Source organism: Streptomyces sp. NBC_00878 (genome assembly GCF_026341515.1).
Taxonomy (GTDB): domain Bacteria; phylum Actinomycetota; class Actinomycetes; order Streptomycetales; family Streptomycetaceae; genus Streptomyces.
In genome coordinates this window covers 9,575,637-9,600,087 of the sequence record NZ_JAPEOK010000001.1, presented here as the reverse complement: position 1 = coordinate 9,600,087, position 24,451 = coordinate 9,575,637, and the positions used below count along the sequence as shown (strand labels likewise).

The 24,451-nt window shown below is 70.4% G+C and carries 20 protein-coding genes; 12 read left to right on the top strand and 8 right to left on the bottom strand.

All coding sequences use genetic code 11. The features are described from left to right. Positions 1–34: 34 nt before the first annotated feature. The 7 genes from OHA11_RS41750 (at position 35) to OHA11_RS41720 (ending at position 8,167) form a co-directional block, all read left to right on the top strand. Positions 35–1,273: a MurT ligase domain-containing protein gene (locus OHA11_RS41750; RefSeq protein ID WP_266505744.1), complete on the top strand. Its 1,239-nt coding sequence runs from the start codon at positions 35–37 to the stop codon at positions 1,271–1,273. 19 nt (positions 1,274–1,292) lie between these two features. Beyond that, a complete protein-coding gene (locus OHA11_RS41745) occupies positions 1,293–2,021 on the top strand; it encodes a type 1 glutamine amidotransferase (protein WP_266505742.1) in 729 nt (242 codons plus the stop codon). A gap of 187 nt (positions 2,022–2,208) precedes the next feature. Beyond that, on the top strand, positions 2,209–3,234 hold the full coding sequence (locus OHA11_RS41740; RefSeq protein WP_266505740.1) for a 6-phosphofructokinase: 1,026 nt from the start codon (positions 2,209–2,211) through the stop codon (positions 3,232–3,234). Positions 3,235–3,439: 205 nt separating this feature from the next. Beyond that, on the top strand, positions 3,440–4,390 hold the full coding sequence (locus tag OHA11_RS41735) for a cytochrome c oxidase assembly protein (RefSeq protein ID WP_266505739.1): 951 nt from the start codon (positions 3,440–3,442) through the stop codon (positions 4,388–4,390). A 177-nt stretch (positions 4,391–4,567) separates the two neighbouring features. Then, complete coding sequence (locus tag OHA11_RS41730) at positions 4,568–5,983, top strand: DUF6777 domain-containing protein (protein ID WP_266505738.1); 1,416 nt, start codon at positions 4,568–4,570, stop codon at positions 5,981–5,983. Positions 5,984–6,015: 32 nt separating this feature from the next. Next, positions 6,016–7,995, top strand: a complete 1,980-nt coding sequence (locus OHA11_RS41725) for a serine/threonine-protein kinase (RefSeq protein ID WP_266505736.1) — start codon at positions 6,016–6,018, stop codon at positions 7,993–7,995. Positions 7,996–8,008: 13 nt separating this feature from the next. Further along, positions 8,009–8,167 carry a hypothetical protein gene (locus OHA11_RS41720; RefSeq protein WP_266505733.1) on the top strand — a complete coding sequence of 53 codons (159 nt, stop codon included), beginning with the start codon at positions 8,009–8,011 and terminating at the stop codon, positions 8,165–8,167. A 52-nt stretch (positions 8,168–8,219) separates the two neighbouring features. On the opposite strand, the gene OHA11_RS41715 is transcribed toward OHA11_RS41720, so the two are convergent. From OHA11_RS41715 to OHA11_RS41700, 4 genes are all read right to left on the bottom strand, one after another. Next, positions 8,220–9,434, bottom strand: a complete 1,215-nt coding sequence (locus OHA11_RS41715) for a sensor histidine kinase (protein ID WP_266505732.1) — start codon at positions 9,432–9,434, stop codon at positions 8,220–8,222. Continuing rightward, positions 9,431–11,158, bottom strand: a complete 1,728-nt coding sequence (locus tag OHA11_RS41710; protein ID WP_266505729.1) for a cation acetate symporter — start codon at positions 11,156–11,158, stop codon at positions 9,431–9,433. The genes OHA11_RS41715 and OHA11_RS41710 overlap by 4 nt, the downstream gene beginning before the upstream one ends. Before the next feature lie 116 nt (positions 11,159–11,274). After that, positions 11,275–11,631, bottom strand: a complete 357-nt coding sequence (locus tag OHA11_RS41705; RefSeq protein WP_055617080.1) for a hypothetical protein — start codon at positions 11,629–11,631, stop codon at positions 11,275–11,277. A gap of 11 nt (positions 11,632–11,642) precedes the next feature. Then, positions 11,643–12,398: a LytTR family DNA-binding domain-containing protein gene (locus tag OHA11_RS41700; protein ID WP_266505725.1), complete on the bottom strand. Its 756-nt coding sequence runs from the start codon at positions 12,396–12,398 to the stop codon at positions 11,643–11,645. 77 nt (positions 12,399–12,475) lie between these two features. Between OHA11_RS41700 and OHA11_RS41695 the strand changes: the two genes are divergently transcribed. The 3 genes from OHA11_RS41695 (at position 12,476) to rocD (ending at position 15,221) form a co-directional block, all read left to right on the top strand. Beyond that, positions 12,476–12,979, top strand: a complete 504-nt coding sequence (locus OHA11_RS41695) for an Lrp/AsnC family transcriptional regulator (protein ID WP_266505722.1) — start codon at positions 12,476–12,478, stop codon at positions 12,977–12,979. Positions 12,980–13,170: 191 nt separating this feature from the next. Then, positions 13,171–13,992, top strand: a complete 822-nt coding sequence (gene ddaH, locus OHA11_RS41690; RefSeq protein WP_266505720.1) for a dimethylargininase — start codon at positions 13,171–13,173, stop codon at positions 13,990–13,992. Further along, positions 13,989–15,221, top strand: a complete 1,233-nt coding sequence (rocD, locus tag OHA11_RS41685; protein WP_266505718.1) for an ornithine--oxo-acid transaminase — start codon at positions 13,989–13,991, stop codon at positions 15,219–15,221. The genes ddaH and rocD overlap by 4 nt, the downstream gene beginning before the upstream one ends. Before the next feature lie 95 nt (positions 15,222–15,316). Here rocD and OHA11_RS41680 read toward each other — a convergent pair whose 3' ends face one another. Next, positions 15,317–18,847: a patatin-like protein gene (locus tag OHA11_RS41680; protein ID WP_266505716.1), complete on the bottom strand. Its 3,531-nt coding sequence runs from the start codon at positions 18,845–18,847 to the stop codon at positions 15,317–15,319. A 280-nt stretch (positions 18,848–19,127) separates the two neighbouring features. On the opposite strand from OHA11_RS41680, the gene OHA11_RS41675 reads away from it, so the two are divergent. Together OHA11_RS41675 and OHA11_RS41670 are read left to right on the top strand one after the other, a co-directional pair. After that, the gene (locus tag OHA11_RS41675) at positions 19,128–19,871 is read left to right on the top strand and encodes a 1-acyl-sn-glycerol-3-phosphate acyltransferase (protein ID WP_266505690.1); all 744 of its coding nucleotides are present in this window, start codon (positions 19,128–19,130) and stop codon (positions 19,869–19,871) included. Positions 19,872–20,023: 152 nt separating this feature from the next. Next, positions 20,024–21,037 carry an NAD(P)-dependent oxidoreductase gene (locus tag OHA11_RS41670; RefSeq protein ID WP_266507806.1) on the top strand — a complete coding sequence of 338 codons (1,014 nt, stop codon included), beginning with the start codon at positions 20,024–20,026 and terminating at the stop codon, positions 21,035–21,037. Positions 21,038–21,118: 81 nt separating this feature from the next. Here the strand turns inward: OHA11_RS41670 and OHA11_RS41665 are convergent, their stop codons facing one another. The 3 genes from OHA11_RS41665 to ureG all read right to left on the bottom strand — a co-directional run bounded on the left by OHA11_RS41665 (position 21,119) and on the right by ureG (position 24,299). Continuing rightward, positions 21,119–22,696 (bottom strand): alpha/beta hydrolase, encoded by a 1,578-nt coding sequence (locus OHA11_RS41665; protein ID WP_266505688.1) that lies wholly within the window; start codon positions 22,694–22,696, stop codon positions 21,119–21,121. Positions 22,697–22,866: 170 nt separating this feature from the next. Beyond that, a complete protein-coding gene (locus OHA11_RS41660) occupies positions 22,867–23,625 on the bottom strand; it encodes an urease accessory protein UreD (RefSeq protein WP_266505685.1) in 759 nt (252 codons plus the stop codon). Further along, positions 23,622–24,299 carry an urease accessory protein UreG gene (gene ureG / locus OHA11_RS41655; protein ID WP_266505683.1) on the bottom strand — a complete coding sequence of 226 codons (678 nt, stop codon included), beginning with the start codon at positions 24,297–24,299 and terminating at the stop codon, positions 23,622–23,624. Before ureG ends, OHA11_RS41660 begins: the two co-directional genes overlap by 4 nt. Positions 24,300–24,451 lie beyond the last annotated feature (152 nt).

Genomic DNA, 24,451 nt, shown 5'->3' with positions numbered 1-24,451 from the left:
GCGCGGCGCCGTACGCAAGGAGGATCGGGAACTGATGGCAGGCAACTCGGACCCGCTGTCGCCGCGGGCCAAGCTGGCCGTGACGGCGGGCAAGGCGGTCGCAGCGGCGTCACGCGCCGCGGGCCGTGGCAGCGGATCGGTGATCGGCGGCCGGGTGGCACTCAAACTCGACCCCGACCTCCTGGCCACTCTGGCCCAGCACCTGGACGTCATCCTGGTGTCGGCCACCAACGGCAAGACCACCACCACGCGGCTGATCGCGGAGGCGCTGCGCGCCGCGGGCCCCGTCGTCTCGAACGCGCTCGGCGCGAACATGCCCGCCGGCATCACCTCCGCGCTGGCCGGCGGCTCGGACTCGCGGTACGCCGTCATCGAGGTGGACGAGAAGTACCTCTCCGGCGTGGCCAGGGACACCGACCCTAAGTGCATCGCCCTGCTCAACCTCTCCCGCGACCAGCTCGACCGCGCGGCCGAGACCCGCATGATGGCCGAGCACTGGCGTGAGGGCCTGGCGGGCTCGAAGGCCGTCGTCGTGGCCAACGCGGACGACCCGCTGGTCGTGTGGGCCGCGTCCTCCTCGCCGAACGTGGTGTGGGTGGCCGCCGGTCAGATGTGGAAGGACGACGCCTGGTCCTGCCCGTCCTGCGGCGGTGTGATGCAGCGCCCCGGCGACGACTGGTTCTGCGGCGAGTGCGGTTTCCGCCGTCCCACGCCGAGTTGGGCGCTCTCCGGCGACCACGTCCTCGACCCGCACGGCTCGGCCTGGCCGATCCATCTCCAGCTGCCGGGCCGCGCCAACAAGGCGAACGCCGCGTCGTCGGCCGCCGTCGCCGCCGTCTTCGGCGTACCCCCGCAGGTCGCCCTGGAACGCATGTACCAGGTACAGGCGGTGGCCGGACGCTATGACGTGGTGCAGTTCATGCAGCGCGACCTGCGTCTGCTGCTCGCCAAGAACCCGGCCGGCTGGCTGGAGACGTTCTCCCTGATCGACCCGCCGCCGACCCCGGTGATCCTTTCCGTGAACGCGCGCGGCGCCGACGGCACCGACACCTCCTGGCTGTGGGACGTCGACTACACGCAGCTGACCGGCCACCCGCTCTTCGTGCTCGGCGACCGCAAGCTGGACCTGGCCGTGCGCCTGGAGGTCGCGAACCAGCAATTCCAGGTCTGCGAGAACCTCGACCAGGCCGTGCGGATGGCACCGCCCGGGCGCATCGAGGTCGTCGCGAACTACACCGCTTTCCAGGACTTGAGGCGTCGTGTCGGCAACTGAGCCACGAAGGACGAAGAAGATGAGTGACAACAGCCTGCGTCTCGTGTGGATCTACCCGGACCTGCTGAGCACGTACGGCGACCAGGGCAACGCCCTCGTCGTCGAGCGCCGGGCCCGGCAGCGCGGTCTGGACGTGGCCCGTCTCGACGTACGCAGCGACCAGGCGATCCCCACCTCCGGTGACATCTATCTCATCGGCGGCGGCGAGGACCGGCCGCAGCGGCTCGCGGCCGAGCGACTGCGCCGCGACGGCGGTCTGCACCGCGCGGTCGGCAACGGCGCGATCGTCTTCTCGGTCTGCGCCGGTTACCAGATCCTCGGCCACGAGTTCATCAACGACCTCGGCCAGCGCGAGCCGGGCCTCGGCCTGCTCGACGTGACCTCCGTACGCGGCGAGGGCGAGCGGTGCGTCGGCGACGTCCTGGGCGACATCGACCCGCGCCTGGGCCTGCCCCCGCTGACAGGCTTCGAGAACCACCAGGGCGTCACCCACCTCGGACCCACCGCCCGCCCGTTCGCGAACGTGCGGCTCGGCAACGGCAACGGCACGGGTGACGGCACGGAGGGCGCGTACAACGACACCGTCTTCGGCACGTACATGCACGGGCCCGTGCTCGCCCGCAACCCGCTGATCGCCGACCTGCTGCTGAAGCTCGCGCTCGACGTCAACGCGCTGCCGCCGATCGACGACCGCTGGTACGAGGCGCTGCGCGCGGAGCGCATCTCGGCTGCTCAGCAGCCTGCCTGAGCTCGCGGGCAGAGCCCGTCCGGCCGCGGGGCACAGCCCGTCTGGCAGGGCGTCCGCTCACCTGTGCGGGGGCGTCCAGCAGGCGGACGCGTGATGCGGACCCGCCCCCTGCCGCCGGTAGGGTGGCGGCGTCCAACCGGACAGCGTGGTCCGGTTCCCGGCCCACGTTGAGAAGGTATTTCGGGCTATGCGCATTGGTGTCCTCACGTCCGGCGGCGACTGTCCCGGTCTGAACGCCGTCATCCGGTCCGTCGTGCACCGCGCCGTCGTCGACCACGGCGACGAGGTCATCGGCTTCCGGGACGGCTGGAAAGGCCTACTGGAGTGCGACTACCTCAAGCTCGACCTCGACGCGGTGAGCGGCATCCTGGCTCGCGGCGGCACGATCCTCGGCTCTTCCCGGGTCCAGCCCTCCCATCTGCGGGACGGGGTTGAGCAGGCCCGGGGCCACCTGGAGGAGCTCGGTCTCGACGCGATCATCCCGATCGGCGGCGAGGGCACGCTCAAGGCGGCCCGGCTCATGTCGGACGCCGGTCTGCCCATCGTGGGCGTACCGAAGACCATCGACAACGACATCGCGGTCACCGACGTCACCTTCGGCTTCGACACGGCCGTAGGGGTGGCGACGGAGGCCCTGGACCGGCTCAAGACCACAGCCGAGTCCCACCAGCGCGTCCTGGTCGTGGAGGTCATGGGCCGGAACACCGGCTGGATCGCGCTGCACTCCGGCATGGCCGCGGGTGCGCACGCGATCGTCGTGCCTGAACGGCCCTTCGACATCGAGGAGTTGACCGCGAAGGTCGGCGAGAGGTTCTCGGCCGGGAAGAAGTTCGCGATCGTCGTGGCCGCGGAGGGCGCGAAGCCTCGCGCGGGTTCCATGGAGTACGACGAGGGCGGCAAGGACATCTACGGGCACGAGCGGTTCGCCGGTATCGCCCGGCAGCTGTCCCTGGAGCTGGAGGAGCGGCTCGGCAAGGAGGCCCGTCCGGTGATCCTCGGGCATGTGCAGCGTGGAGGTACGCCTACCGCGTACGACCGGGTGCTCGCCACGCGGTTCGGGTGGCATGCGGTGGAGGCCGTGCATCGGGGGGAGTTCGGGAAGATGACGGCTCTGCGGGGGACGAACATCGTGATGGTGTCGCTGGCGGAGGCCGTGGAGACGTTGAAGACCGTTCCGGATGAGCGGTACGCGGAAGCGGAGTGCGTTCTCTGACACTCCGCGGAGGGCGCCGTAGGACTGCGGGTTGTTCGTAGGCCACAGGTCACCTGTGGCTGATCGCGCCCACGCGGCGGAGCCGCATATCGATACAGCCCCGCGCCCCTGAAATCGTGCCCCCGGTCGTCAACCTGACCGGGGGCAGTTCTAGTCTGGGTGCGGACAGACAGCGCTCAACCAGTACGAAACAGGAGCCGGCGGCATGGATCACAGCGGGCACGGCACGATGATGGATCTGCCGCCGTTCACGCTGGGGCGGGGGCTTCAGTGGTCGCCGGACCCGTTCTTCCTCGTCGCCTGCCTTCTGGGGCTCGCGCTGTACGGGTGGGGCGTGGTGCGGCTGGTGCGGCGTGGTGATGCCTGGCCGGTCGGGCGGACCGTGGCGTTCGTCGTCGGTGTCCTGAGCGTCATGCTCGTGCTGTGCACCGGGCTCAACGACTACGGCATGGTCATGTTCAGCGTGCACATGGTGCAGCACATGGTGATCAGCATGCTGTCGCCGATCCTGATCCTGCTCGGCGCGCCCATCACGCTCGCCCTGCGCGCGCTGCCGACCGCGGGCCGTGACCGCAAGGGCCCGCGCGAGCTGCTGTTGATGTTCCTGCACAGCCGGTTCATGCGGCTCGTCACGCATCCCGCGTTCACGATCCCGCTGTTCATCGCGAGCCTGTACGCGCTGTACTTCACCCCGATCTTCGACTTCCTGATGGACTCCACGACGGGCCACATCGCGATGATGTGCCACTTCCTCGCCGTCGGCCTGGTGTTCTTCTGGCCGATCATCGGCGTCGACCCCGGTCCGCACCGGCCCGGCCACCTGATGCGCATGCTGGAGCTGTTCGCGGGCATGCCGTTCCACGCGTTCTTCGGCATCGCGCTGATGATGGCGTCCGAGCCGATGGTCGAGTCGTACAAGAACCCGCCCGCCTCGCTCGGCATCGACGCGCTCGCCGACCAGACCGCGGCGGGCGGTATCGCCTGGGCGTTCAGCGAGATCCCGTCCGTGCTCGTGCTCCTCGCGCTGCTCTACCAGTGGTACCGCTCCGAGCAGCGCCAGGCGCGGCGCGCGGACCGGGCCGCCGACCGTGACGGCGACAAGGAACTCGAGGCATACAACGCCTATCTGGCCTCACTCAACGCAGGCGGTCGCTGAGTCCCTTTCCCCCTTTCGGTCACTCCGTGCACTTTGGGAATTCGCCTTGACTGAAAGGCTTTTCCATTCAGTAGCATGATGCGTGACGCCCTGCTTCCGCTCTGCAGGGTTACGGGGGATCCGCTGGGGGGAGCGGTCATGACAATTCACGCATGCTTGCTGAGGACCGGAAAAACCGTGGTCCGAAGGCTTGCCGTGCTACTCGCCGCTGCGATGATCCTCAGCGGCTGCACGGAGCAACGCCTGTTCGCGGTCAAGGCCGTCGCCGCCGGAGTACCGTCACTCGCACCTTTTTTCGAAGAGGACGGCTCACTCGGCAGGGACGAGACGAAGGTCAGGTCGGCACAGCCGCACAGCGGCCTGCAGCAGGGCAACACCCCTGGTCTGTACGGGGGTACGCGAAAGCCGAAGGTCTGTGACGTCGACCGCCTCAAGGATTTCCTCACCGATCCCAGGAACCGACGAAAGGCCCGGGAATGGGCCCGCGTCGTGGGCATTACGCCTGATCGGATCGAGGGGTACATCGACGACCTCACACCGGTTCTGCTGCGTCACGACACTCTCGTGAAGAACCACGACTACAAGAAGGGCGAGGCCGTCGCGTACAACGCATTGTTGGAGGCGGGGATCGCGGTATTGGTGAACGACCAGGGACTTCCCGCCGTGAAGTGCTCGTGCGGAAATCCGTTGCGGTCCTTCGACGGGGATCCCGAGAAGATCTCGGTGAAGTTCGAGGACGGCAACAAGAAGTGGAACGGCTACGAGAAGTCCGCGGTGGTGACCGTCAAGCCCTCTCCGCAGCCGCTGGAGCAGATCAAGCTGGTGAACGTGGACAACCCCGACCAGGGCATCGACCGCCCCGTCGGCAGCACGGGGGAGAACGACAGGACCTTCGACGCGACGAAGCGGCACGAGGTGCCGCGGGTGGCCGGGATGACCGTCGACGAGGCCGTCCAACGGCTCGCCGAGCTGGGTATCGCGGTGGCCTACGGCGACTCGCTCCCGCCGGGTGACGCACGTGTGACGGGTTCCGATCCGGGACCGGGTACGCCGGTGCGGTTCGGGCAGGCCGTGGCCCTGAGCGTGGAGTCGGATCCGGACTCAGGCGGGGGCGGCACGCCTCCTTCGCCCTCCGAGACGGAATCGACGCCTGGCGGCGGGACGCCGTCGGAGACCGAGTCCACGCCCGGCAAGGGGACCCCGTCGGAAACGGAGTCCACGCCGAGCGGCGGGACCCCGTCGGAGACCGAGTCCACGCCCGGCAAGGGGACGCCGTCCGAGACGGAATCGAAGCCCGGCAAGGGGACCCCGTCCGAGACGGAGACGACACCCGGCACCGAGAAACCCACGGAAAAGGAGACGACGCCGACGGTGAAACCGCCGTCCCCCGATCCGCCCACGCCGACCGTGTCGAGTACGTCGCCCACCGCGCAGCCGACATCCGCTGCCCCCACCTCGGCCGACCCCACATCGGCCGGTCCCACCTCCACCGAGCCCACGACCAGTGAGACCACGACGAGCGAACCCGCGTCGAGCGAACCCGGCTCGTCCAGTGAGCAGGCTTCGGGCGGGCCCGCCGTCGGTCCGGCGTGAGCCGCGCAGAGCAGAACCCCGGGAGTGACCGGATGGCATCAGGATCACCGCAGTCGGGAGTCGGCCGGGTCATCGCCGACCGGTACGTTCTGCTGAACCAGCTGGGCAGCGGGGGCATGGGACATGTCTGGCTCGCCCACGACCAGCGGCTGGCCTGCGAGGTCGCACTCAAGGAGATCGTGTTCCGCAGCCCGGGCGAGGACGGCGACCGCTCGGCCAGGGTCGCCCGGGCCCGTGCCGAGGCCCGGCACGCCGCCGGGCTGCGCGGCCACCCGCACGTGGTGACCGTGCACGACGTCCTGGAGCACGAGGGCCTGCCCTGGATCGTCATGGAGTACGTGCCGGGCGCGCTCGACCTGCACGCCCTGGTCACCCAGCGCGGGCAGCTGGCCCCCGCCGAGTGCGCCCGTATCGGACTGGCCGTGCTGGACGCGCTGACCGCCGGGCACGATCGGGGGGTCATGCACCGGGACGTGAAGCCCGCCAACATCCTCCTCGCCCCGGACCGCGCCGGGTCGCCGTACGCCCGGGTGCTGCTCACCGACTACGGCATCTCCGTGCAGCCCGACGGCGGCGAGACCAGGTACACGCAGACCTCCGTGCTGGTGGGCACCGCCGGATATCTGGCGCCCGAGCGGGCCCAGGGCGGCCCGCCCACCGCCTCGGCCGACCTGTTCTCGCTGGGCTGCACGCTCTACTACGCCGTCGAGGGCTACGGCCCCTTCGACCGTGAGTCGGCGCTCGCGGCGCTCACCGCCGTTGCCATGGACGAACCGCGTCCGATGCTGCGTGCGGGCGCGCTGGAGCCGGTCCTGGCAGCCATGCTCACCAAGAACCCCGTCCAACGGATCACCGCGGAGGAGACCGAGGCAGCACTGTCCGCCATCCTGACGCCCCGGTCCCATCCCCGGACCCAGCTCGACCCGGGCTCGGAACCGCACTGGTCGGACGGGACCACCGATACGGCGGCGCCCCGTGTCCCTCCCCCGCCGCCCAGGGCCTCTCAGAGCCACGCGAACGGCTCGCAGTGGTACGCGCCCTCGGCCGCGCAGGAGTCCTCCGCGGCGCCCGGCCAGGAGAGCCCCACCGCCTGGCCGCCGCCCGGGCAGGGGCCCGCCCCGTGGCCGAGCGGCCGGGGATACGGGCCTGCCCCGGCGTCGGGCAGCAGACGGCGCCCACGCCACCGCGTTCTGAAGGCCGTCCTGGCGACCACGCTCGGACTGGCTCTCGCGGGCGGCGGGGCCTGGTACGCGATGGCGTACCTGCCGCCGGGCGACGGCGGCGACGGTAGCGGCGGCGGAAAGCCGTACGGAGACACCATCGGGCTTTCCCAGCCGCTCAAGGACGGGGACTGTGTCGCGGCCGACTGGCGGGGTTCGCCTCCGTTCACCGGCCGGCCGGGACTCGCCGTCGTGGAGGACTGCAGGGGCAACTACACCGAGGGACAGGTGATGGCGGTCTTCGAGGTCGCGTCGGCGGACGAGGCCCGCTCCAGTGGAGCCGCCCAGTGCGAGCAACGCACGGAGGAGACCCGCAGGAGCCTCGCGTCCGTGGCCTCCTACGCCGTGCTCCCGACCGACGACGGCTTCGATGCCGCGGGGCGCCGCGTCGCCTGTCTCCTGCTGGACGCGAACGGACGTGAACTCTTCGGGCCGCTCGGAGACCACCGCACGATGGGAACGCCGTTCACCGACACGGCCACCATGCAGAAGCGGGACTGTCTCGACGTGGTCACCAACGACAGCGCCAAGCTGGTCTCCTGCAAGGGCCCGCACCAGGAGAAAGTGCTCGATTTCCTGCAGATGCCCCCGGACATGAGCCTCAAAGAGGCACGGGATCAGGCGACCGCGGCCTGCCAGAAGGACATGCCGCCGAACAACTACGGCCATGATCCGAGCACGTACGAGTCCTCCTCCTGGGTGGGCCGGAGTGCCTGGAGTTCGGGCACTCATTTGGTGGTCTGCACTGCAATTCGCAAGGACGGGGGCACCATGGAGAGGGACGAACCATGAGGAGGGTGTTGCGATGCCCGGTTCTACGAAGACCATGGGAGTACTCACCGTAGGCGGACTGGTGATGGTCACCGCCTACACGGTGGCGCTCGGGAGCAGCGGCTGGCTGTGGTTCGGCTGGGTGGTGCTCGGTCTGATCACGCTGGCCATGGCGGTGTCCCGCCCCACCTGACGCACGGCGCGGTCTGTCCCCCGGGTACCTGCGGCGGTCGGTCCCGGGGGACTCATTCGCGGGGCAGCCGCCCCGCCGAGTGCACGCCCGGCTGGTATTTCGGCAGCCGGGCGGTGATTTTCATGCCCGCGCCGAGCGCGGTCTCGATGACGAGGCCGTAGTCGTCGCCGTACACCTGCCGCAGCCGGTCGTCGACGTTCGACAGGCCTATGCCGCCCGAGGGGCTGACCTCGCCGGACAGCATGCGGCGCAGCCGGTCGGGGTCCATGCCGGGGCCGTCGTCCTCGATGACGACGAGTGCCTCGGCGCCCGCGTCCCGCGCGGTGATGCTGATGCGGCTCCTGTCGACCTTCCCGGTGCCGCCTTCCAGGCCGTGCTTGACCGCGTTCTCGACGAGCGGCTGGAGGCAGAGGAAGGGCAGGGTCACCGGGAGTACCTCGGGGGCGATCTGCAGGGTGACCGAGAGGCGGTCGCCGAAGCGGGCCCTGACCAGCGCCAAGTAGTGGTCGATGGCGTGCAGTTCGTCGGCGAGCGTGGTGAAGTCGCCGTGCCTGCGGAACGAGTAGCGGGTGAAGTCGGCGAATTCCAGGAGGAGTTCGCGGGCCCGCTCGGGGTCGGTGCGGACGAACGAGGCGATCACCGCCAGCGAGTTGAAGATGAAGTGCGGGGATATCTGGGCCCGCAGCGCCTTGATCTCGGCCTCGATCAGGCGGGTGCGGGACTGGTCGAGGTCGGCGAGTTCCAGCTGGACGGAGACCCAGCGGGCGACTTCACCGGTGGCCCGGACGAGCACGGCCGACTCGCGGGGCGCGCAGGCGACGAGCGCCCCGTGCACCCGGTCGTCGACGGTGAGCGGGGCGACGACGGCCCAGCGCAGCGGGCAGTACGGCTCGTCGCAGTCGAGGCGGAAGGCCTCGCCGCGGCCGGTCTCCAGGGGGCCGCCGAGCCGCTCCATGATCTGGTCCCGGTGGTGTTCGCCGACGCCCTCCCAGGCGAGGACCGTGTCCTGGTCGGTGAGGCAGAGCGCGTCGGTACCGAGCAGGGTGCGCAGCCGCCGGGCCGATTTACGGGCCGTCTCCCCGGTCAGGCCGGCCCGCAGCGGCGGCGCGGCGAGCGAAGCGGTGTGCAGGGTCTCGAAGGTGGCGTGCTCGACGGGGGTGCCGAGGCCACCGAGGCTCGACGGGCGGGAGGTGCGCCGGCCGAGCCAGAACCCGGCGGCCAGCAGCGGGAGTACGGCCACACAGAGCCCGGCCAGGAAACCGCTCATGCCTTCACCTCCGGGCGTACCTGTCCGCCGGCCAGTTCCTCCGGCAGGTGGAAGCGGGCGAGGATCGCCGCCGTGCCGGCCGGGACGCGCCCGGGTGTCGCGAGGGACACCAGCACCATGGTGAGGAAGCCCAGGGGCACCGACCAGAGCGCGGGCCAGGCGAGGAGCGCGTGCAGCGAGCCCGTGCCCGGGAAGCCCGCCATGGTGGCCGCGACCGCGAGCAGCGCCGAGCCGCCGCCGACGATCATCCCGGCCGCGGCGCCTGGCGGGGTGAGCCGGTGCCACCAGATGCCGAGGACGAGCAGCGGGCAGAAGGACGACGCGGACACCGCGAAGGCGAGTCCCACGGCGTCCGCGACCGGCAGTCCGCCGACGATCGAGCTGGCCGCGAGCGGCACGATCATCGAGAGGACCGTGCCGAGCCGGAAGTGCCGTACGCCGCGCGAGGGCAGCACGTCCTGGGTGAGCACGCCCGCCACCGCCATGGTCAGGCCCGACGCCGTGGACAGGAACGCGGCGAAGGCGCCGCCCGCCACCAGCGCGCCCAGCAGGTCCCCTCCGAGCCCGCCGATCACCCGGTCGGGCAGCAGCAGTACGGCGGCGTCCGCGTCCCCGGTGAGGGTCAGCTCGGGGGCGTACAGGCGGCCCAGCGCTCCGTAGACCGGCGGCAGCAGGTAGAAGGCGCCGATCAGGCCGAGCACGGCGACGGTGGTGCGGCGGGCGGCGACGCCGTGCGGGCTGGTGTAGAAGCGGACGACGACGTGCGGCAGCCCCATGGTGCCGAGGAAGGTGGCGAGGATCAGTCCGTACGTGGCGTACAGCGGGCGTTCCTCGCGGCCCGCGGCGAGGGAGGTGGACATGCCGCCGTTGCTGCCGCGGTCGGCGACGGGGACGAGGTCGCCCTTGGTGAAGGTCAGCCGGGTGCCCTCCTCGACGCGGTGGACGCCGGCCGGGAGCCGGACCCGCTCGTCCTCGTAGCGCTCGCCGTCGACCGTGCCCGTCGCGGTGACGCTCAGCGGTTGGCCGAGCTTGAGGTCGAGTCCGGCGTCGATGCGGACGACGCGGTGCTCGCGGAACGTGGCCGGTTCGTCGAAGGGGCGGTCCGGGGCTCCGTCGCCCTGCCAGGCGAGGACCAGGAAGAGCGCGGGGACCAGCAGGGCGGTGAGCTTGAGCCAGTACTGGAAGGCCTGTACGAAGGTGATGCTGCGCATGCCGCCCGCGGCGACGATGGCGACCACGACGACGGCGACGATGATGCCGCCGAGCGGCTTGGGGGCGCCGGTCAGGACGTTCAACGTCAGCCCCGCGCCCTGGAGTTGGGGCAGGAGGTAGAGCCAGCCCACGCCGACGACGAAGGCTCCGGCCAGCCGCCGTACGGCCTGCGAGGCGAGCCGGGCCTCGGCGAAGTCGGGCAGGGTGTAGGCGCCGGAGCGGCGCAGCGGGGCCGCGACGAAGAGCAGCAGGACGAGATAGCCGGCGGTGTAGCCGACCGGGTACCAGAGCATGTCGGGGCCCTGGACGAGGACGAGGCCCGCGATGCCGAGGAAGGAGGCGGCGGAGAGGTACTCGCCGCTGATGGCGGCCGCGTTCAGCCGGGGGCCGACCGTGCGCGAGGCCACGTAGAAGTCAGAGGTGGTGCGGGAGATGCGCAGGCCGAAGGCGCCGACGAAGACGGTCGCGACGACCACGAGCGCGACCGCGGGGACGGCGTAGTTCTCGTTCACGGGCTGCTCTCGTTCACGGGCTGTTCTCGCTCACACGGTGCTCTCGTCCATGGGCTCAGCGGATCTCGGGCTCGGTCTCCGTCAGTCTCCGTATCGGGCTCGGTCTCCGTCTCGGGCTACCGGTCCTCGACGAGGCGGACGAAGTCCTTCTCGTTGCGGTCGGCGCGGCGCACGTACCAGCGGGCGAGCAGCACCAGCGGCGGGTAGACGCAGAAGCCGAGCACGATCCACTCCAGGCTCGAACTGTCGCCCATCGACGCGAACACCAGCGGCAGCGGGCCCACGAGGAGGACGAGGACGGCGAACACGGTGAGCGCGGCGCGCAGCTGGGAGCGCATCAGCGAACGCACGTAGGTGTGGCCGAGCGTGGTCTGCTCGTCGATCTCGGTGCGCGGCCGGGAGCGGCTGAGCGGGCGCGTACGGCGCGGCGGGCCGGTGACGACGACCCGGCGGTCGGTGGGGTCCTGGGGCACCTGGGGCCTCCTCAGCTCGCGGTCCGGCGCATCAGCAGATCGCGCAGTTCGCGGGCGTGACGGCGGCTGACCTGCAGTTCGACCGAGTCGACCAGGACGCTGACGGTACCCGCGTCCAGACGGAGTTCGCTGATGTGGCCGAGGGCGACGAGATGGCGGCGGTGGATGCGGACGAAGCCGCGCGAGCGCCAGCGTTCCTCGAGGGTGGAGAGCGGGATGCGGACGAGGTGGCTGCCCTGGGCGGTGTGCAGCCGCGCGTAGTCGCCCTGGGCCTCGACGTGGGTGATGTCCTCCACGGCGACGAAGCGGGTGACTCCCCCGAGCTCGACGGATATGTGGTCCGGATCGGGTTCGTGCACGGGTATCAGCGGGGCCGCGTCCATCTGCTCGACGGCCCGGCGGACGGCCTCGGCCAGCCGCTCCCTGCGTACGGGCTTCAGGACGTAGTCGACGGCCTTGAGGTCGAAGGCCTGGACGGCGAATCCCTCGTGGGCGGTGACGAAGACGACGAGCGGCGGTTTGGCGAACCCGGCGAGCAGCCGTGCCATGTCGAGGCCGTCGAGGCCCGGCATGTGGATGTCGAGGAAGACGACGTCGATGCCCTCGTCGCCGTCGGGGCCGCTGTCCAGGGCGCGGTTGATCCGGCGCAGGGCCGCCGTGGCATCGCTCGCGCCCTCGACACTGCTCACCCGTGGATCGGTGTCCAGGAGGAAGAGCAGCTCTTCGAGGGACGGCGGTTCGTCGTCGACGGCGAGGGCGCGCAGCATGAATCCGGAGTGTAGGAGCAATTCGCACGCCTGCACATGCGGCGGGCCAGGTCGTCGCCGCTGGATACAGTGCCCGCATGACACCCACGTCCGCCCCCTTCGACGATCTCGACCGCAAGATCGTCACGGCTCTGATGGCGAACGCCCGCACGAGCTTCGCCGAGATCGGCGCGGCGGTCGGTCTGTCCGCCACCGCGGTCAAGCGCCGGGTCGACCGGATGCGCGAGACCGGCGTGATCACCGGGTTCTCGGCGACGGTGGAGCCGGCCGCGCTGGGCTGGCGTACGGAGGCGTACGTGGAGGTGTACTGCGAGGGCGCCGCCCCGCCGCGGCGGCTCGCCGAGGTGATGCGCAACCATCCCGAGATCACCGCCGCGATGACGGTGACCGGCGGCGCGGACGCGCTGCTGCATGTGCGGGCCCGGGATGTGGAGCACTTCGAGGAGGTGCTGGAGCGGATCCGGGTGGAGCCGTTCATCCGCAAGACGATCAGCTACATGGTGCTGTCGCATCTGCTGCCGGAGAGCCCGGAGGCGGGGGCCACTCAGCCGGCTCCGCCCGCTCCGGAACCGGGGGCGTGAGCGCTCCCTCTCCGCTCGGAGACGGAAGTCCACCCCTTCGGAGCAACCACGCATCAATCGTGCGCCGATCCGCCCCAAGACGCAGCATCCCTGCGGTAGCGCGCAATTTCCGATTCTTGTCGCGGCTCCCCTTCGCTTCCTACCGTTGAGGTATCCCACTCGACACCGCAGGAAAGCGGAGGAACCCCTCTGTGCCCATGAGCCGTGTGCCGCGATCGAGGCGCTTTCTTGTCTGCGAACCCAGACACTTCGCCGTGCAGTACGCCATCAATCCCTGGATGCATGAGGACACACAGGTCGACGTCGATCTGGCCCGAGGACAGTGGGCGGAGCTGATCCGCGCCTATCGTGCCCACGGCCACACCGTCGACAGCGTGGAACCGGTCGCCGGTCTGCCGGACATGGTCTTCGCCGCGAACTCGGCGCTGGTCGTGGCCGGCCGGGTCTTCGGCTCGCTCTTCCACGCGCCGCAGCGCCGCCCGGAGTCGACCGCGTACGAGACGTGGTTCAAGAACGCGGGCTTCGACGTCTACCGCCCCGAGGCGGTGTGCGAGGGCGAGGGCGATCTGGTCTTCGTCGGCCGCTGTCTCCTGGCCGGCACCGGATTCCGTACGGAACGGGCCGCCCATCACGAGGTGCAGGAGTACTTCGGCGTCCCGACGGTCAGCCTCACGTTGGTGGACCCGCGCTTCTACCACCTCGACACCGCGCTGTTCGTGCTCGACGACGGCCCCGAGGCGAACATCGCGTACTACCCGGAGGCCTTCTCCGCGGGCAGCCGTGAGGTGCTCCGCCTGCTGTTCCCGAACGCGGTGATCGCCACGCACGAGGACGCGATGGCGTTCGGGCTGAACTCCGTCTCGGACGGCCGCCATGTCTTCATCGCACCGCGCGCCGAGGCCCTCGCGGGCGAACTCTCCCGCCACGGCTATGTTCCCGTCCCCGTCGACCTGTCGGAGTTCCAGAAGGCAGGCGGAGGCATCAAGTGCTGCACCCAGGAGATCCGCTCATGACCATCGCTCCCAGCCGCTCCCTGCGTTCGTCGGCCGAGCTGATCCGCGCCGAGGAGCCCGTCCTCGCGCACAACTACCACCCGCTGCCCGTGGTCGTCGCGCGCGCCGAGGGCACCTGGGTCGAGGACGTCGAGGGCCGCCGCTACCTCGACATGCTGGCCGGCTACTCGGCCCTCAACTTCGGGCACCGCCACCCCGCCCTGATCGAGGCCGCGCACCGGCAGCTCGACCAGCTGACGCTCACCTCGCGCGCGTTCCACAACGACCGGCTGGCCCAATTCGCGGAATCCCTGGCCGAGTTGACCGGCCTGGACATGGTGCTGCCGATGAACACGGGCGCCGAGGCCGTGGAGAGCGCCATCAAGGTGGCCCGCAAGTGGGCGTACGAGGTGAAGGGCGTCGCACCGGACCAGGCGACCATCGTCGTGGCCGCCGACAACTTCCACGGCCGTACGACGACCATCGTCAGCTTCTCCACCGACGAGACGGCCCGTGCGGGCTTCGGTCCCTTCACGCCGGGCTTCCGCGTGGTCCCGTACAACGACCTCGCCGCGCTCGAAGCGGCGATCGACGAGACGACCGCGGCCGTGCTGATCGAGCCGATCCAGGGCGAGGCGGGCGTCGTCATCCCGGACGACGGCTATCTGCGCGGTGTCCGCGAGCTGACCCGGCGGGCCGGGTGTCTGTTCGTCGCCGACGAGATCCAGTCGGGCCTCGGGCGTACGGGGCGGACGCTGGCGGTCGAGCACGAGGGTGTCGTCCCGGACGTGCTGCTGCTCGGCAAGGCGCTCGGCGGCGGCATCGTGCCGGTCTCCGCGGTGGTCGCGCGGCGCGAGGTGCTCCAGGTGCTGCGGCCGGGCGAGCACGGGTCGACGTTCGGCGGCAATCCGCTGTCCGCGGCGGTCGGTTCGGCCGTCGTGGAGCTCCTGGAGACCGGCGAATACCAGCGCAGGGCCGAGGAGTTGGGCGTCGTACTGCGGGACGGCCTGACAGCCCTCGTCGGCAAGGGCGTACAGGGCTTCCGCGCCCGCGGACTGTGGGCGGGCGTCGACGTCGACCCCGCCGTCGGCACCGGCCGCGAGATCAGCGAGCGCCTGATGCGCGAAGGGGTCCTGGTGAAGGACACCCACGGCTCGACGATCCGCCTCGCCCCGCCCCTCACCATCACCGGAGACGAACTGCGGTCCGCTCTGGGGGCGTTGGAGAAGGTCCTGACGGACCGGCTCTGACACGCGTCCGCTTGTCCGGACAAGAGGGCCGACCACCGGCCCTCTTGTCCGGGCCGACCACCGGCCCACTCGTCCGAGCGCCCCTGGAAACTCTCCTAGCCGGGCGCCTGTGACGTTCTCGGACAGGCCCAGCTGAGGGCCAGCGCCACCACCGCGAGTACGCTCCACGTGACCAGCACCGCCCACCACGAACTGTCCGCCGCGGCGAAGCTCTGCAGAAGTGCGGTCACCGCGCCGGCCACCACGGCGGTGAGCGCGATGTGCCACGCCCGCTGCGATGCCACGTACATCAGGATGCCGGTGGCCAGCACCGCGCCCACGCCCATGGGCCACCGCCGCAGCCAATCCGTGTCGGGGATACCGGAGTCGGCGAAGCGCCTCGCGGACACCACCCACATCAGGACCGCGCCGATGACGGCCGGAGCCAGCCAGGCCAGCAGTTTCAGGCCGCCGAGAAGCCACCAACGCCAGTCGCGCCACGACCTGATGGCCGTGACCGACCAGAGTGCGCACAACGGAACGGCGAAGACCCCGAGCAGGAAACCGTGCCCCGGTGGCGAGAACCACGCCCCGCCGCCGTAGGCGACGACCAGCCAGAGCAGCGCCGCCGCGGCCAGGGTCGGCAGGGGTGCGAGGGTCGAGAAGACCGGCGGCAACCAGACGAACGGCTTGAGTACGATCATGACCGCGCGTACCAGTCGTGCCCACCGCCTGCCGGAGGGCTGAAGCGCCGACCAGGCGAGGAGCCCCAACCGCACGGCCGCACGGCGGGGTTCGCGCTTCCTGAGGAGCTGGGGGACGGTCTCGGCGCCGATGTCACGGAACGCGTTCATGGCGTCGTCGAAGTCGAACGACGTCGGCTCTTGCGGAATGGGAGGCCGGTCGTTCCCGCGCCCCTGATCCCGAAGAGCGGCGACCATGGGCAGTTCTTCGTGGAGGATCTCGCGCTGCCGCAGTTCGACGAGCAGGTGGCGGACCCGGTCCCATCGAGTGGTCGACGTGCGCCCATCCGCCGCTGTCTTCTGCCAGAGGTCCCAGAGGTGGCAGAAGTCCGTGACGCGGCACGGAGCGGTCCCCGGGATCGACGGGGTCCCCGAGTCGGACGGGGTCCCCGGGGCCGACAACTCGACGGAATCCGTCTGGCACAGCAGCCGGTTCCCGGGAATCAGGGCCGCCAGCTTCTCGATCATCTCCTTGTCGCTGAGCCGACCGAACACGTCGTCGAGGCGTTCGTCGGTGGCGACGACGGACACCATCGAGGCGGCCGCGTCGAGCCGTCCCCAGGTCCAGTCGCTCATCCGCCAGCGAGTGCTCAGGAACGCGGCGAAGTTGTTCAGCTGGTTGCCGCTGAGTTTGGCGTCGACCAGTTCCCGTGCGGAACCGGGCTTGCCGAACAGCCGTTCCGTCGCCCAACTGGTGTTGGCGGCGGAGACGACGTGGAATCCGATCTCGGTCGGCTCCGCCAAGGGGTCCGGGCGCAGCGGACCGAGCAGGACCTCGGCGGCCGCCAGGGCGTTCACCATGTCCGAGCTCCGCCGGGAGGCAGCCTCGTGGAAGGCCTCGAAGCCCCGGACGGGGTCGGTCCGCCGCCTTCCGAGGATCCCGCGGCAGCCGGGGGACATCGTGCGGCCGATGTCCCGGCCCAACTCGCCGAGGCGGTTCCACAGCTCCGTGTAGAGGGCGTCGTGGACGGAGGCCGTTCCCGCGGAGGCCGTTCCCACGGAGGCGGCCGAGTCCCGCGTGTCGGGTCCTGCCGTCCCTGCGGCGAGGAGGGCCGCCCACGCTTCCCACGCCACCGGCTCCACGGACGTCGGCACGGCGGGCATCGCACTTCGCAGCCGCCCGGCGACGTGCGCCATGACATGCATCGGGGCGATCGCCTCGGCGGCGAGTCCGTCCGTGAAGCCTCTGAGGATCAGGCGGTCCCGGGCGGCGATGAGCGTGGCGATGGCGTACCGACACGCGTACAGGCGCTTTCGGCACAGCTCCAGTTGCTCTTGGTTGCCGGTCTTCCCTTCAGCGCTGCCGGTCTTCCCTTCAGCGCTGCCGGTCCTCTCCTCGGCGTTGCCGGTCCGCCCCTCGGCCTCGAACGCGGCCACCCAGTCGAGGAGCAGGCGCACGGCACGCGCCAGCGCCATGGGCGAGCGTCCTCGTCCGGGAATCGTCTCGAACGCGGCCGTCGCCGGTTGGCCCGGTTCCCCCTCTGGCAGGACCAGTTCCCCACCGACCGAGCGCAGCCACGCGAGGTACGGCACCGATCCGGCCGGCGTGCGGGCGTCCAACCGCGCGAGCGGTCCCAGGGGCGAGGGCAGCGGCAGGGGGTCGGGGCCGGTGATGTCGGTCGGACTCTCCAGCAGCCGGATCAGCCGCTCCGCCTCGGATCCGCCCACCCGGTCCCGGTACGACGCCAGCTGCGCGTCGGCGGCATCCCGGCATCCCCGCAGCGAGGACGGCAGCAGCCCGGCCAGGCCCTTCTGCCGCTCCACGGCGGCCCGCGCCTGCTGGAACTCTGCGGCGTCGTCCAGCAGGGATTCCGCGCCGGTCTTGATCGTCAGCGACTTCAGTGCCAGGCGCGCCAGCCTGGTGGCCCGGCGTTGTCCGTCCTCCTTGACGGGCTCCGGTGGGTAGGGAGGAACGGGCTGGAGGAAGAGGAGCCGTCGGTCGACACGGCGCTGTGCGGGGGCTCCCGCGATGGCGCGGATCGCCCAGGCCACGGGAATGTTGTCCAGCAGCCCGCCGTCGACGAGTTCCACCCGGCCCTCGGACGCGGAGTCCGGGCAGCCGGTCTCACTGCTGATCCCCCACATGTTCACCGGCGGGAAGTCGGGGGCGTCCGCCGTCGGGGGTCTCGCCACCACGGGCTGGGCCGGTTCGAACGCTCCGGGGAAGGACGACGACGTGCGGGCCGCGTAGGCCAGTCGGCTCGCGGCCTCCAGCGGGCCGTCGGCAGGGAAGAAGTCGGTCAGCTCGGGCGACGGAGCGCCTTCGGAATTGCGGTGACGGAACCGGAAATACGCTCGCGACTGGCCCACCTGGAGCGGCTGCCCCAGGCTGGGCCGTACCCAGTCGGCGCGGGGCTTGAGTCTGGTGGTCGTCAGGATCAGCCGCACCGAGGCGGCCACCGGTTCGGCCGGCGCCGCGCAGATGAGCCGCTTCAGCTGCTCCAGGAGCCGGGTGTAGAAGACCTCGTCCCCACGGAGCAGCGAGTCGGGAGTGGAGCCCGGCCGGGAAGGGCGGATGAGGCTCTCCAGGTCCGCCAGGTCCAGCCACAGGTTCCGCACCTCCTTGTCGAACCGCATGCCGTAGACCAGGTGGCAGGCGAGCAGGACGCCGTTGAGACCGCCGGCGCTGGTTCCGGCGAGCACGTCGATGGTGACCTTCTCGTAGCCGCAGTTCTTCAACAGCACGCGGTAGATGTCCTGCTCGGCTGCGGCGCCGGCCCTCGTCCCCGCCCCTGCCCCCGTCCCCGTCATCGGTCCGGCCTCCGGTCCTGGCCCCGCTGCCTTTCGCAGGGCGGCGGCCTCTCGGCACGCGCCGCCCATCCAGACCGCGAGGCTCACTCCGCCACGCATGGCCAGGGCGAGTCGTAGCTCCGTACTGCGGTGGCCCGGCTTGGCAGGACTCATGGGCCCAGTGTCGGAGAACGAGGCGCGGCAAGCACGACGGACTGCGCCATTCCAGGCGGAATCCCAAGGAATCCGGCTCAATACCTTGGAATCGCTCGGAATAGCTCGGAATCCTCAAGAATGCGGACCGGATGTCCAGGGACGGCATCCAGTCAGCACCTGTCTGGCCGGGCACGCTTACATGCGTCCGGGGGTACACCTACACTGACGTACCGCGATTGCCCGTTGACCTGCTGGAACACGGCGGTTGAGCCGATCCGTCGATGCGAGGAGCGACCCCTTGTTCTACTACGTCCTCAAGTACGTGATTCTGGGACCGCTGTTGAAGCTGGTCTTCCGCCCGCGGATCGAGGGTCTGGAGCACGTACCGACGACGGGTGCGGCCATCATCGCGGGCAATCACCTGTCGTTCTCGGACCACTTCCTGATGCCCGCGGTCCTCAAGCGGCGCATCACGTTCCTCGCCAAGGCCGAGTACTTCACGGGCCCGGGCATCAAGGGCCGGCTGACGGCGACCTTCTTCCGCAGCGCCGGGCAGATCCCGGTGGACCGCTCCGGCAAGGAGGCGGGCCAGGCGGCCATCCGCGAGGGCCTCGGCGTGCTGAGCAAGGACGAGCTGCTCGGCATCTATCCGGAGGGCACCCGCTCGCACGACGGCCGCCTCTACAAGGGCAAGGTCGGTGTCGCGGTGATGGCGCTCAGGTCCGGGGTCCCGGTCATCCCCTGCGCGATGATCGGCACCTTCGAGGCCCAGCCGCCCGGCAAGGTCATCCCGAACATCCACCCCGTGGTGATCCGCTTCGGCAAGCCCCTCGACTTCTCCCGCTACGAGGGCATGGAGCACGAGAAGGCGATCCTGCGCGCCATCACCGACGAGATCATGTACGCGATCCTCACCCTCTCCGACCAGGAGTACGTCGACCAGTACGCGGCCGTCGTCAAGGCGGAGGAGGAGGCCGAGAAGAAGGCCGAGAAGGCTGCGAACGCGAAGGCGCGCAAGTTCCCCCGTATGCCACTGAGTTGACCGCGCCCGCCATACAACTGCGGTGGAGCCGACCGCCGTCGAGCTGCTGACTGGGCCTGAACCGGTCGGCTCCGGGCCGAATCGATCTGCCGACAGCAAAGGCGCTGGGATCCCGGTGACGGGAGCCCTACGGTCGCCCCATGAGACGAGCTGTGGTGATCGGAGCGACGGGACAGATCGGGCGGGTGGCCGTGGGGGCGCTGGCCGGGGACGGCTGGGAGGTGACGGCCGTCTCACGGGGCGGCGGCCGGGACGAGTCCTGGCCCGACGAGGTACGGACGGCGCGCGCGGACCGGGCGGACGACTCCGCCCTGGCCGCCGTGATCGGCGACGGCTGCGACGTACTGGTGGACATGGTGGCCTACGGGCCGGAGCACGCACGGCAGTTGACGGCTCTGGCCGGTCACGTCGGATCGGCCGTGGTGGTCTCCAGCTTGTCGGTGTACGAGGACGACAAGGGCCGCAACTTCGATACGCAGGAGCAGCCGGACGGGTTCCCGGCGTATCCGGTACCCCTGTCGGAGGACCAGCGGACCATCGCGCCCGGCGAGGCCTCGTACAGCACCCGCAAGGCGGGGCTCGAACGCGAACTGCTCGCCGCCGCCGACCGGTTGCCCACCACTCTGTTGCGCGCCGGGGCGATCCACGGGCCGTACTGCCGTACCCCGCGCGAGCTGTACTTCGTCAAGCGCAACCTGGACGGCCGGCGTCGGCGGGTGCTCTCCTTCGGCGGCGAGAGCCGCTTCCATCCGGCGAGCGTCCTCAACATCGCGGAACTCGTCCGGCTGGCCGCGGGCAAGCCCGGTGCCCGCGCGCTGAACGCCGTCGATCCCGACGCGCCCACGGTGGCGGAGATCGCCGTCGCCATCGACGCGGTGATGGGCGCCGAGACCGAGAGCGTCCTGGTCGACGGACCCGCGCCCGCCGAGACCGTGGGCGACACTCCGTGGTCCGTTCCGCATCCGGTGGTGTGCGACATGTCCGCCGCCGTACGGGAGTTGGGGTACCGGCCCGTGGCCAGGTACGCGGAGACGCTGCCGGACACGGTCGCCTGGATCGAGCGCCAACTGGCAGGCCGGGACTGGCGGGAGGCGTACCCGAAGATGTTCGCGGCGTACGGCGACCTCTTCGACTACGCGGCCGAGGACGCCTGGCTGCGGTCATGAGTGAGGGGGCGGCCGGTCTCCCGGCCGCCCCCTCACCCGCGTACTGCTACTACTACAGCTGCTGTACTACTACAGCTGCCGCTACGGCTTCGGCGTGGCGTGCGGGGTGCACGTCACGTCGGCCGAGTCGACCTTGCCGGTGAGCAGGTAGGTGTCCACCCGCTCGTTGATGCAGGGGTTGACCAGGCCGGTCACCCCGTGCGAACCCGCGTCCTTCTCGGTGATCAGGCGGGAGCCCTTGAACCGCTTGTGCAGCTCGACGCCACCCTCGTACGGAGTGGCGGCGTCACGCGTGGCCTGCACGATCAGGACGGGCGGCAGACCCTTGCCGGACTTGACGTTGACCGGGGTCTGCTGCTTGGCGGGCCAGGTCGCGCACGGCAGGTTCATCCAGGCGTTGGCCCACGTCATGAACGGGTAGTTCTTGTGCAGCTTGGTGTTGTCGCGGTCCCACTTCTTCCAGCTGGTGGGCCACTTGGCGTCGGTGCACTCGACGGCCGTGTAGACGGCGTTGCCGTTCTCCGAGGCGATGTTGCCGGCGGTGTCCGACAGGTCGGGGGCCGCGGCGTCGACGAGTGCCTGGGTGTCACCGGCGACGTACTTGCTGAACACGGTCGCGACCGGCACCCACGACGAGTCGTAGTACGGCGCGCTCTGGAAGAAACCGATGAGCTCGGCCGGACCGACGACACCACCGATGGGGTTCTTCTTGGCGGTGGCACGCAGCTTCAGGAACTGGTCCTGGACCTTGGCCCGGGTGTCGCCGAGGTGGAAGGCCGCGTCGTTCTTGGCGACCCAGTCCTGCCAGTCCTTCCAGCGCATCTCGAAGGCGACGTCCTGGTCGAGGTTGGCCTCGTACCAGATCTTCTCGCGCGACGGGTTGACGACACTGTCCGCGATCATGCGGCGGACGTGGGTCGGGTACATCGTGCCGTAGACGGCGGCGATGTACGTACCGTACGAGACGCCCAGGAAGTTGAGCTTCTTCTCGCCGAGCGCGGCCCGGATGACATCCAGGTCACGGACGGTGTTGGGGGTCGTCATCTGCGGCAGCATCTCGCCGCTGCGCTCGGCGCAGCCGTCCGCGTACTCCGCGGCGAGCTTGCGCTGGGCGCGCTTGTCGGCCTCGGAGTCCGGCACCGGGTCCATCTTCGGCGCCTTCACGAACTCCTGCGGGTCGACGCAGGAGATGGGCGCCGAGTGGCCGACACCACGCGGGTCGAAGCCGACGAAGTCGTACGCCTTCGACGCCTTCACCCACAGCGGGTTCTTGTTGGTGACCCGGGTCGGGAAGCGCAGTCCGGAGCCGCCGGGGCCGCCCGGGTTGTAGACGAGGGCGCCTTGGCGCTCCGCCGCGGTCCCCGTGTTGCCGATGCGGTCCACGGCGAGCTTGATCTTCTTGCCGTTGGGCTTCGCGTAGTCGAGCGGCACCGTGACCCAGCCGCACTGGATGGGCTTCGCGAAGCCCCAGTCGGCGGGGCAGTCCTGCCAGTCGATGCCGGCCTTCGCGGCGCGTTCGGCGGCGATCGCGGCACCCCGCGTCCGGCTGTCCTGGCCGTAGCGGCTCTCCGCGCTGGCCGTCGGGGCCGCGACGGCTCCGGCTATCAACGTCGCCGTGACGAGCGCACCGGCCGAGCCGAACGCCGTCGCCCTTCTCATACCCCTCAAGTGAGTTCCTCCCCCTGCTGTCGTTCTGGTCAGTACTTGGTCAGTACTGGGTCGGTACGGGGGATCCTTTCGGCTGTGAGGTCCCTGAGAACAGGGGTGACATGGCTTCTTTGCCAATCCGATAACCGGAACACCGCTGCCCGTTGAGCGGTTCCGTCCGTTCATGCGAGTGCGCCGAGCGCCTCGTCGAGGATGCGTCGCAGGCGCAACGCGTCGGGCGCGAGCGCGGTCACAAGAGCTCCTGGACCGGCGAGCGGAGTGAGCGCTGCGTACTCCCCCAGCACCCGCGCCTCGACCGGCCGCCGCACGAACTCCGGTCGTACGACGATGAGTTGCCCGAGCGCCCGATGCCCGGCGAGCACGGCGGGACCGTCCCACCCGCCCGGCGCTCCGGGTCCGCAGGAGAGCTCCTGGTCGAGCAGCGGACGCCCGTCGAGCCGGACGGTGAGCCGACTGGAGAGCCGCCCGGGCTCCTCGTTGGCCCGCCCGAGCACCTGCTCCTCACGCAGCACGAGCCGCGCGCCGGCCGCGAGGTCCACACACGTACTCACGCACAGCTCGCTGCCATTGGCGGAGATCAACTGCTCGGGCAGCCAGCGGAGTTCACCACCGTCGGCCACGGTGAGCCGTACGTCGTAGCGCGCCTCGCCCTTGGCCTGCCCCGGCAGCGCGATGGTGGCGGCGGCCGACCCGACGTGCAACCGCGCCCCGCCGCCGACCTCGGCCTCGACGGTGAGGTGATCGCCGCCCAGGGGTCCGCTCATCGCACCGACGAGCATGACCCGCGCCTCGGAACCACTGGCCCGCGTACGCCGCAGGGCGAGCGGCCCCTGACTCTCCAGCGTGGGCAGGGCGGTTCCACCACGCCCGTCGTCCCGCGCCCCGATGCGCGCGAGGGCGCGCACACCTCCAGTCGTCATGCCGTCCACGTGGCGAGCTGCGCCCGCACCCAGGCGGCGACGTCCTTCACACCGTCCTCGCCGCGCAACGACTGGAACACCACCGGCAGTTCGGCCCGCTGCGCCTTGGCGTCGGCGGCCATCCGCCCGAGGTCGGAACCGACGTACGGCGCGAGATCGGTCTTGTTGACGACGAGCAGGTCGGCGGTGGTAACCCCGGGCCCGCCCTTACGCGGAATGTCGTCCCCGCCCGCGACATCGATCACGAAGATCTGAGCGTCGACAAGCCCTTTGCTGAAGGTCGCGGTGAGATTGTCACCGCCCGACTCGACAAGGACGAGATCCAACGGCCCGACCTCATCCTCCAGATCCTCGACGGCTTCGAGATTCGCGGAGATGTCGTCCCGAATCGCCGTGTGCGGACAGGCCCCGGTCTCCACGGCGGTGATCCGCTCGGGCGGCAACACGGCCTCCCGCAACAGAAACTCGGCGTCCTCACGCGTATAGATGTCATTGGTGACAACGGCCAACGACAACTCATCCCGCAGAACCCGACAGAGCGCCGCCACGGTAGCGGTCTTCCCGGACCCGACGGGCCCCCCGAGCCCAATCCGCAACGCCCGACGCCGCCCGTCGGGCCGCTGGGCGTCGGCGCTGACGGCGGAGGCACCATCGTGGGAGTGGTCAAGATGCATGGATACGGCTCCACTTCTTCAACTGGGTCACTTCCAGCCCACCCGGCCCGTCCGGCGTTTGAGGACGAGGCCGTTCAGGCCGACAAGCGGGGGCCTGGGGGCGGCAGCCCCCAGAAAGGGACGGGACTGGGTAAGGGAGGCGGGGGCGAAAA

Coding starts and splice junctions, on each gene's coding strand:
- OHA11_RS41750 (WP_266505744.1), top strand. CDS start 35: ATGGCAGGCAACTCGGACCCGCTGTCGCCGCGGGCCAAGCTGGCCGTG.
- OHA11_RS41745 (WP_266505742.1), top strand. CDS start 1,293: ATGAGTGACAACAGCCTGCGTCTCGTGTGGATCTACCCGGACCTGCTG.
- OHA11_RS41740 (WP_266505740.1), top strand. CDS start 2,209: ATGCGCATTGGTGTCCTCACGTCCGGCGGCGACTGTCCCGGTCTGAAC.
- OHA11_RS41735 (WP_266505739.1), top strand. CDS start 3,440: ATGGATCACAGCGGGCACGGCACGATGATGGATCTGCCGCCGTTCACG.
- OHA11_RS41725 (WP_266505736.1), top strand. CDS start 6,016: ATGGCATCAGGATCACCGCAGTCGGGAGTCGGCCGGGTCATCGCCGAC.
- OHA11_RS41720 (WP_266505733.1), top strand. CDS start 8,009: ATGCCCGGTTCTACGAAGACCATGGGAGTACTCACCGTAGGCGGACTG.
- OHA11_RS41715 (WP_266505732.1), bottom strand. CDS start 9,434: ATGAGCGGTTTCCTGGCCGGGCTCTGTGTGGCCGTACTCCCGCTGCTG.
- OHA11_RS41700 (WP_266505725.1), bottom strand. CDS start 12,398: ATGCTGCGCGCCCTCGCCGTCGACGACGAACCGCCGTCCCTCGAAGAG.
- OHA11_RS41695 (WP_266505722.1), top strand. CDS start 12,476: ATGACACCCACGTCCGCCCCCTTCGACGATCTCGACCGCAAGATCGTC.
- rocD (WP_266505718.1), top strand. CDS start 13,989: ATGACCATCGCTCCCAGCCGCTCCCTGCGTTCGTCGGCCGAGCTGATC.
- OHA11_RS41680 (WP_266505716.1), bottom strand. CDS start 18,847: ATGAGTCCTGCCAAGCCGGGCCACCGCAGTACGGAGCTACGACTCGCC.
- OHA11_RS41665 (WP_266505688.1), bottom strand. CDS start 22,696: ATGAGAAGGGCGACGGCGTTCGGCTCGGCCGGTGCGCTCGTCACGGCG.
- OHA11_RS41660 (WP_266505685.1), bottom strand. CDS start 23,625: ATGACGACTGGAGGTGTGCGCGCCCTCGCGCGCATCGGGGCGCGGGAC.
- ureG (WP_266505683.1), bottom strand. CDS start 24,299: ATGCATCTTGACCACTCCCACGATGGTGCCTCCGCCGTCAGCGCCGAC.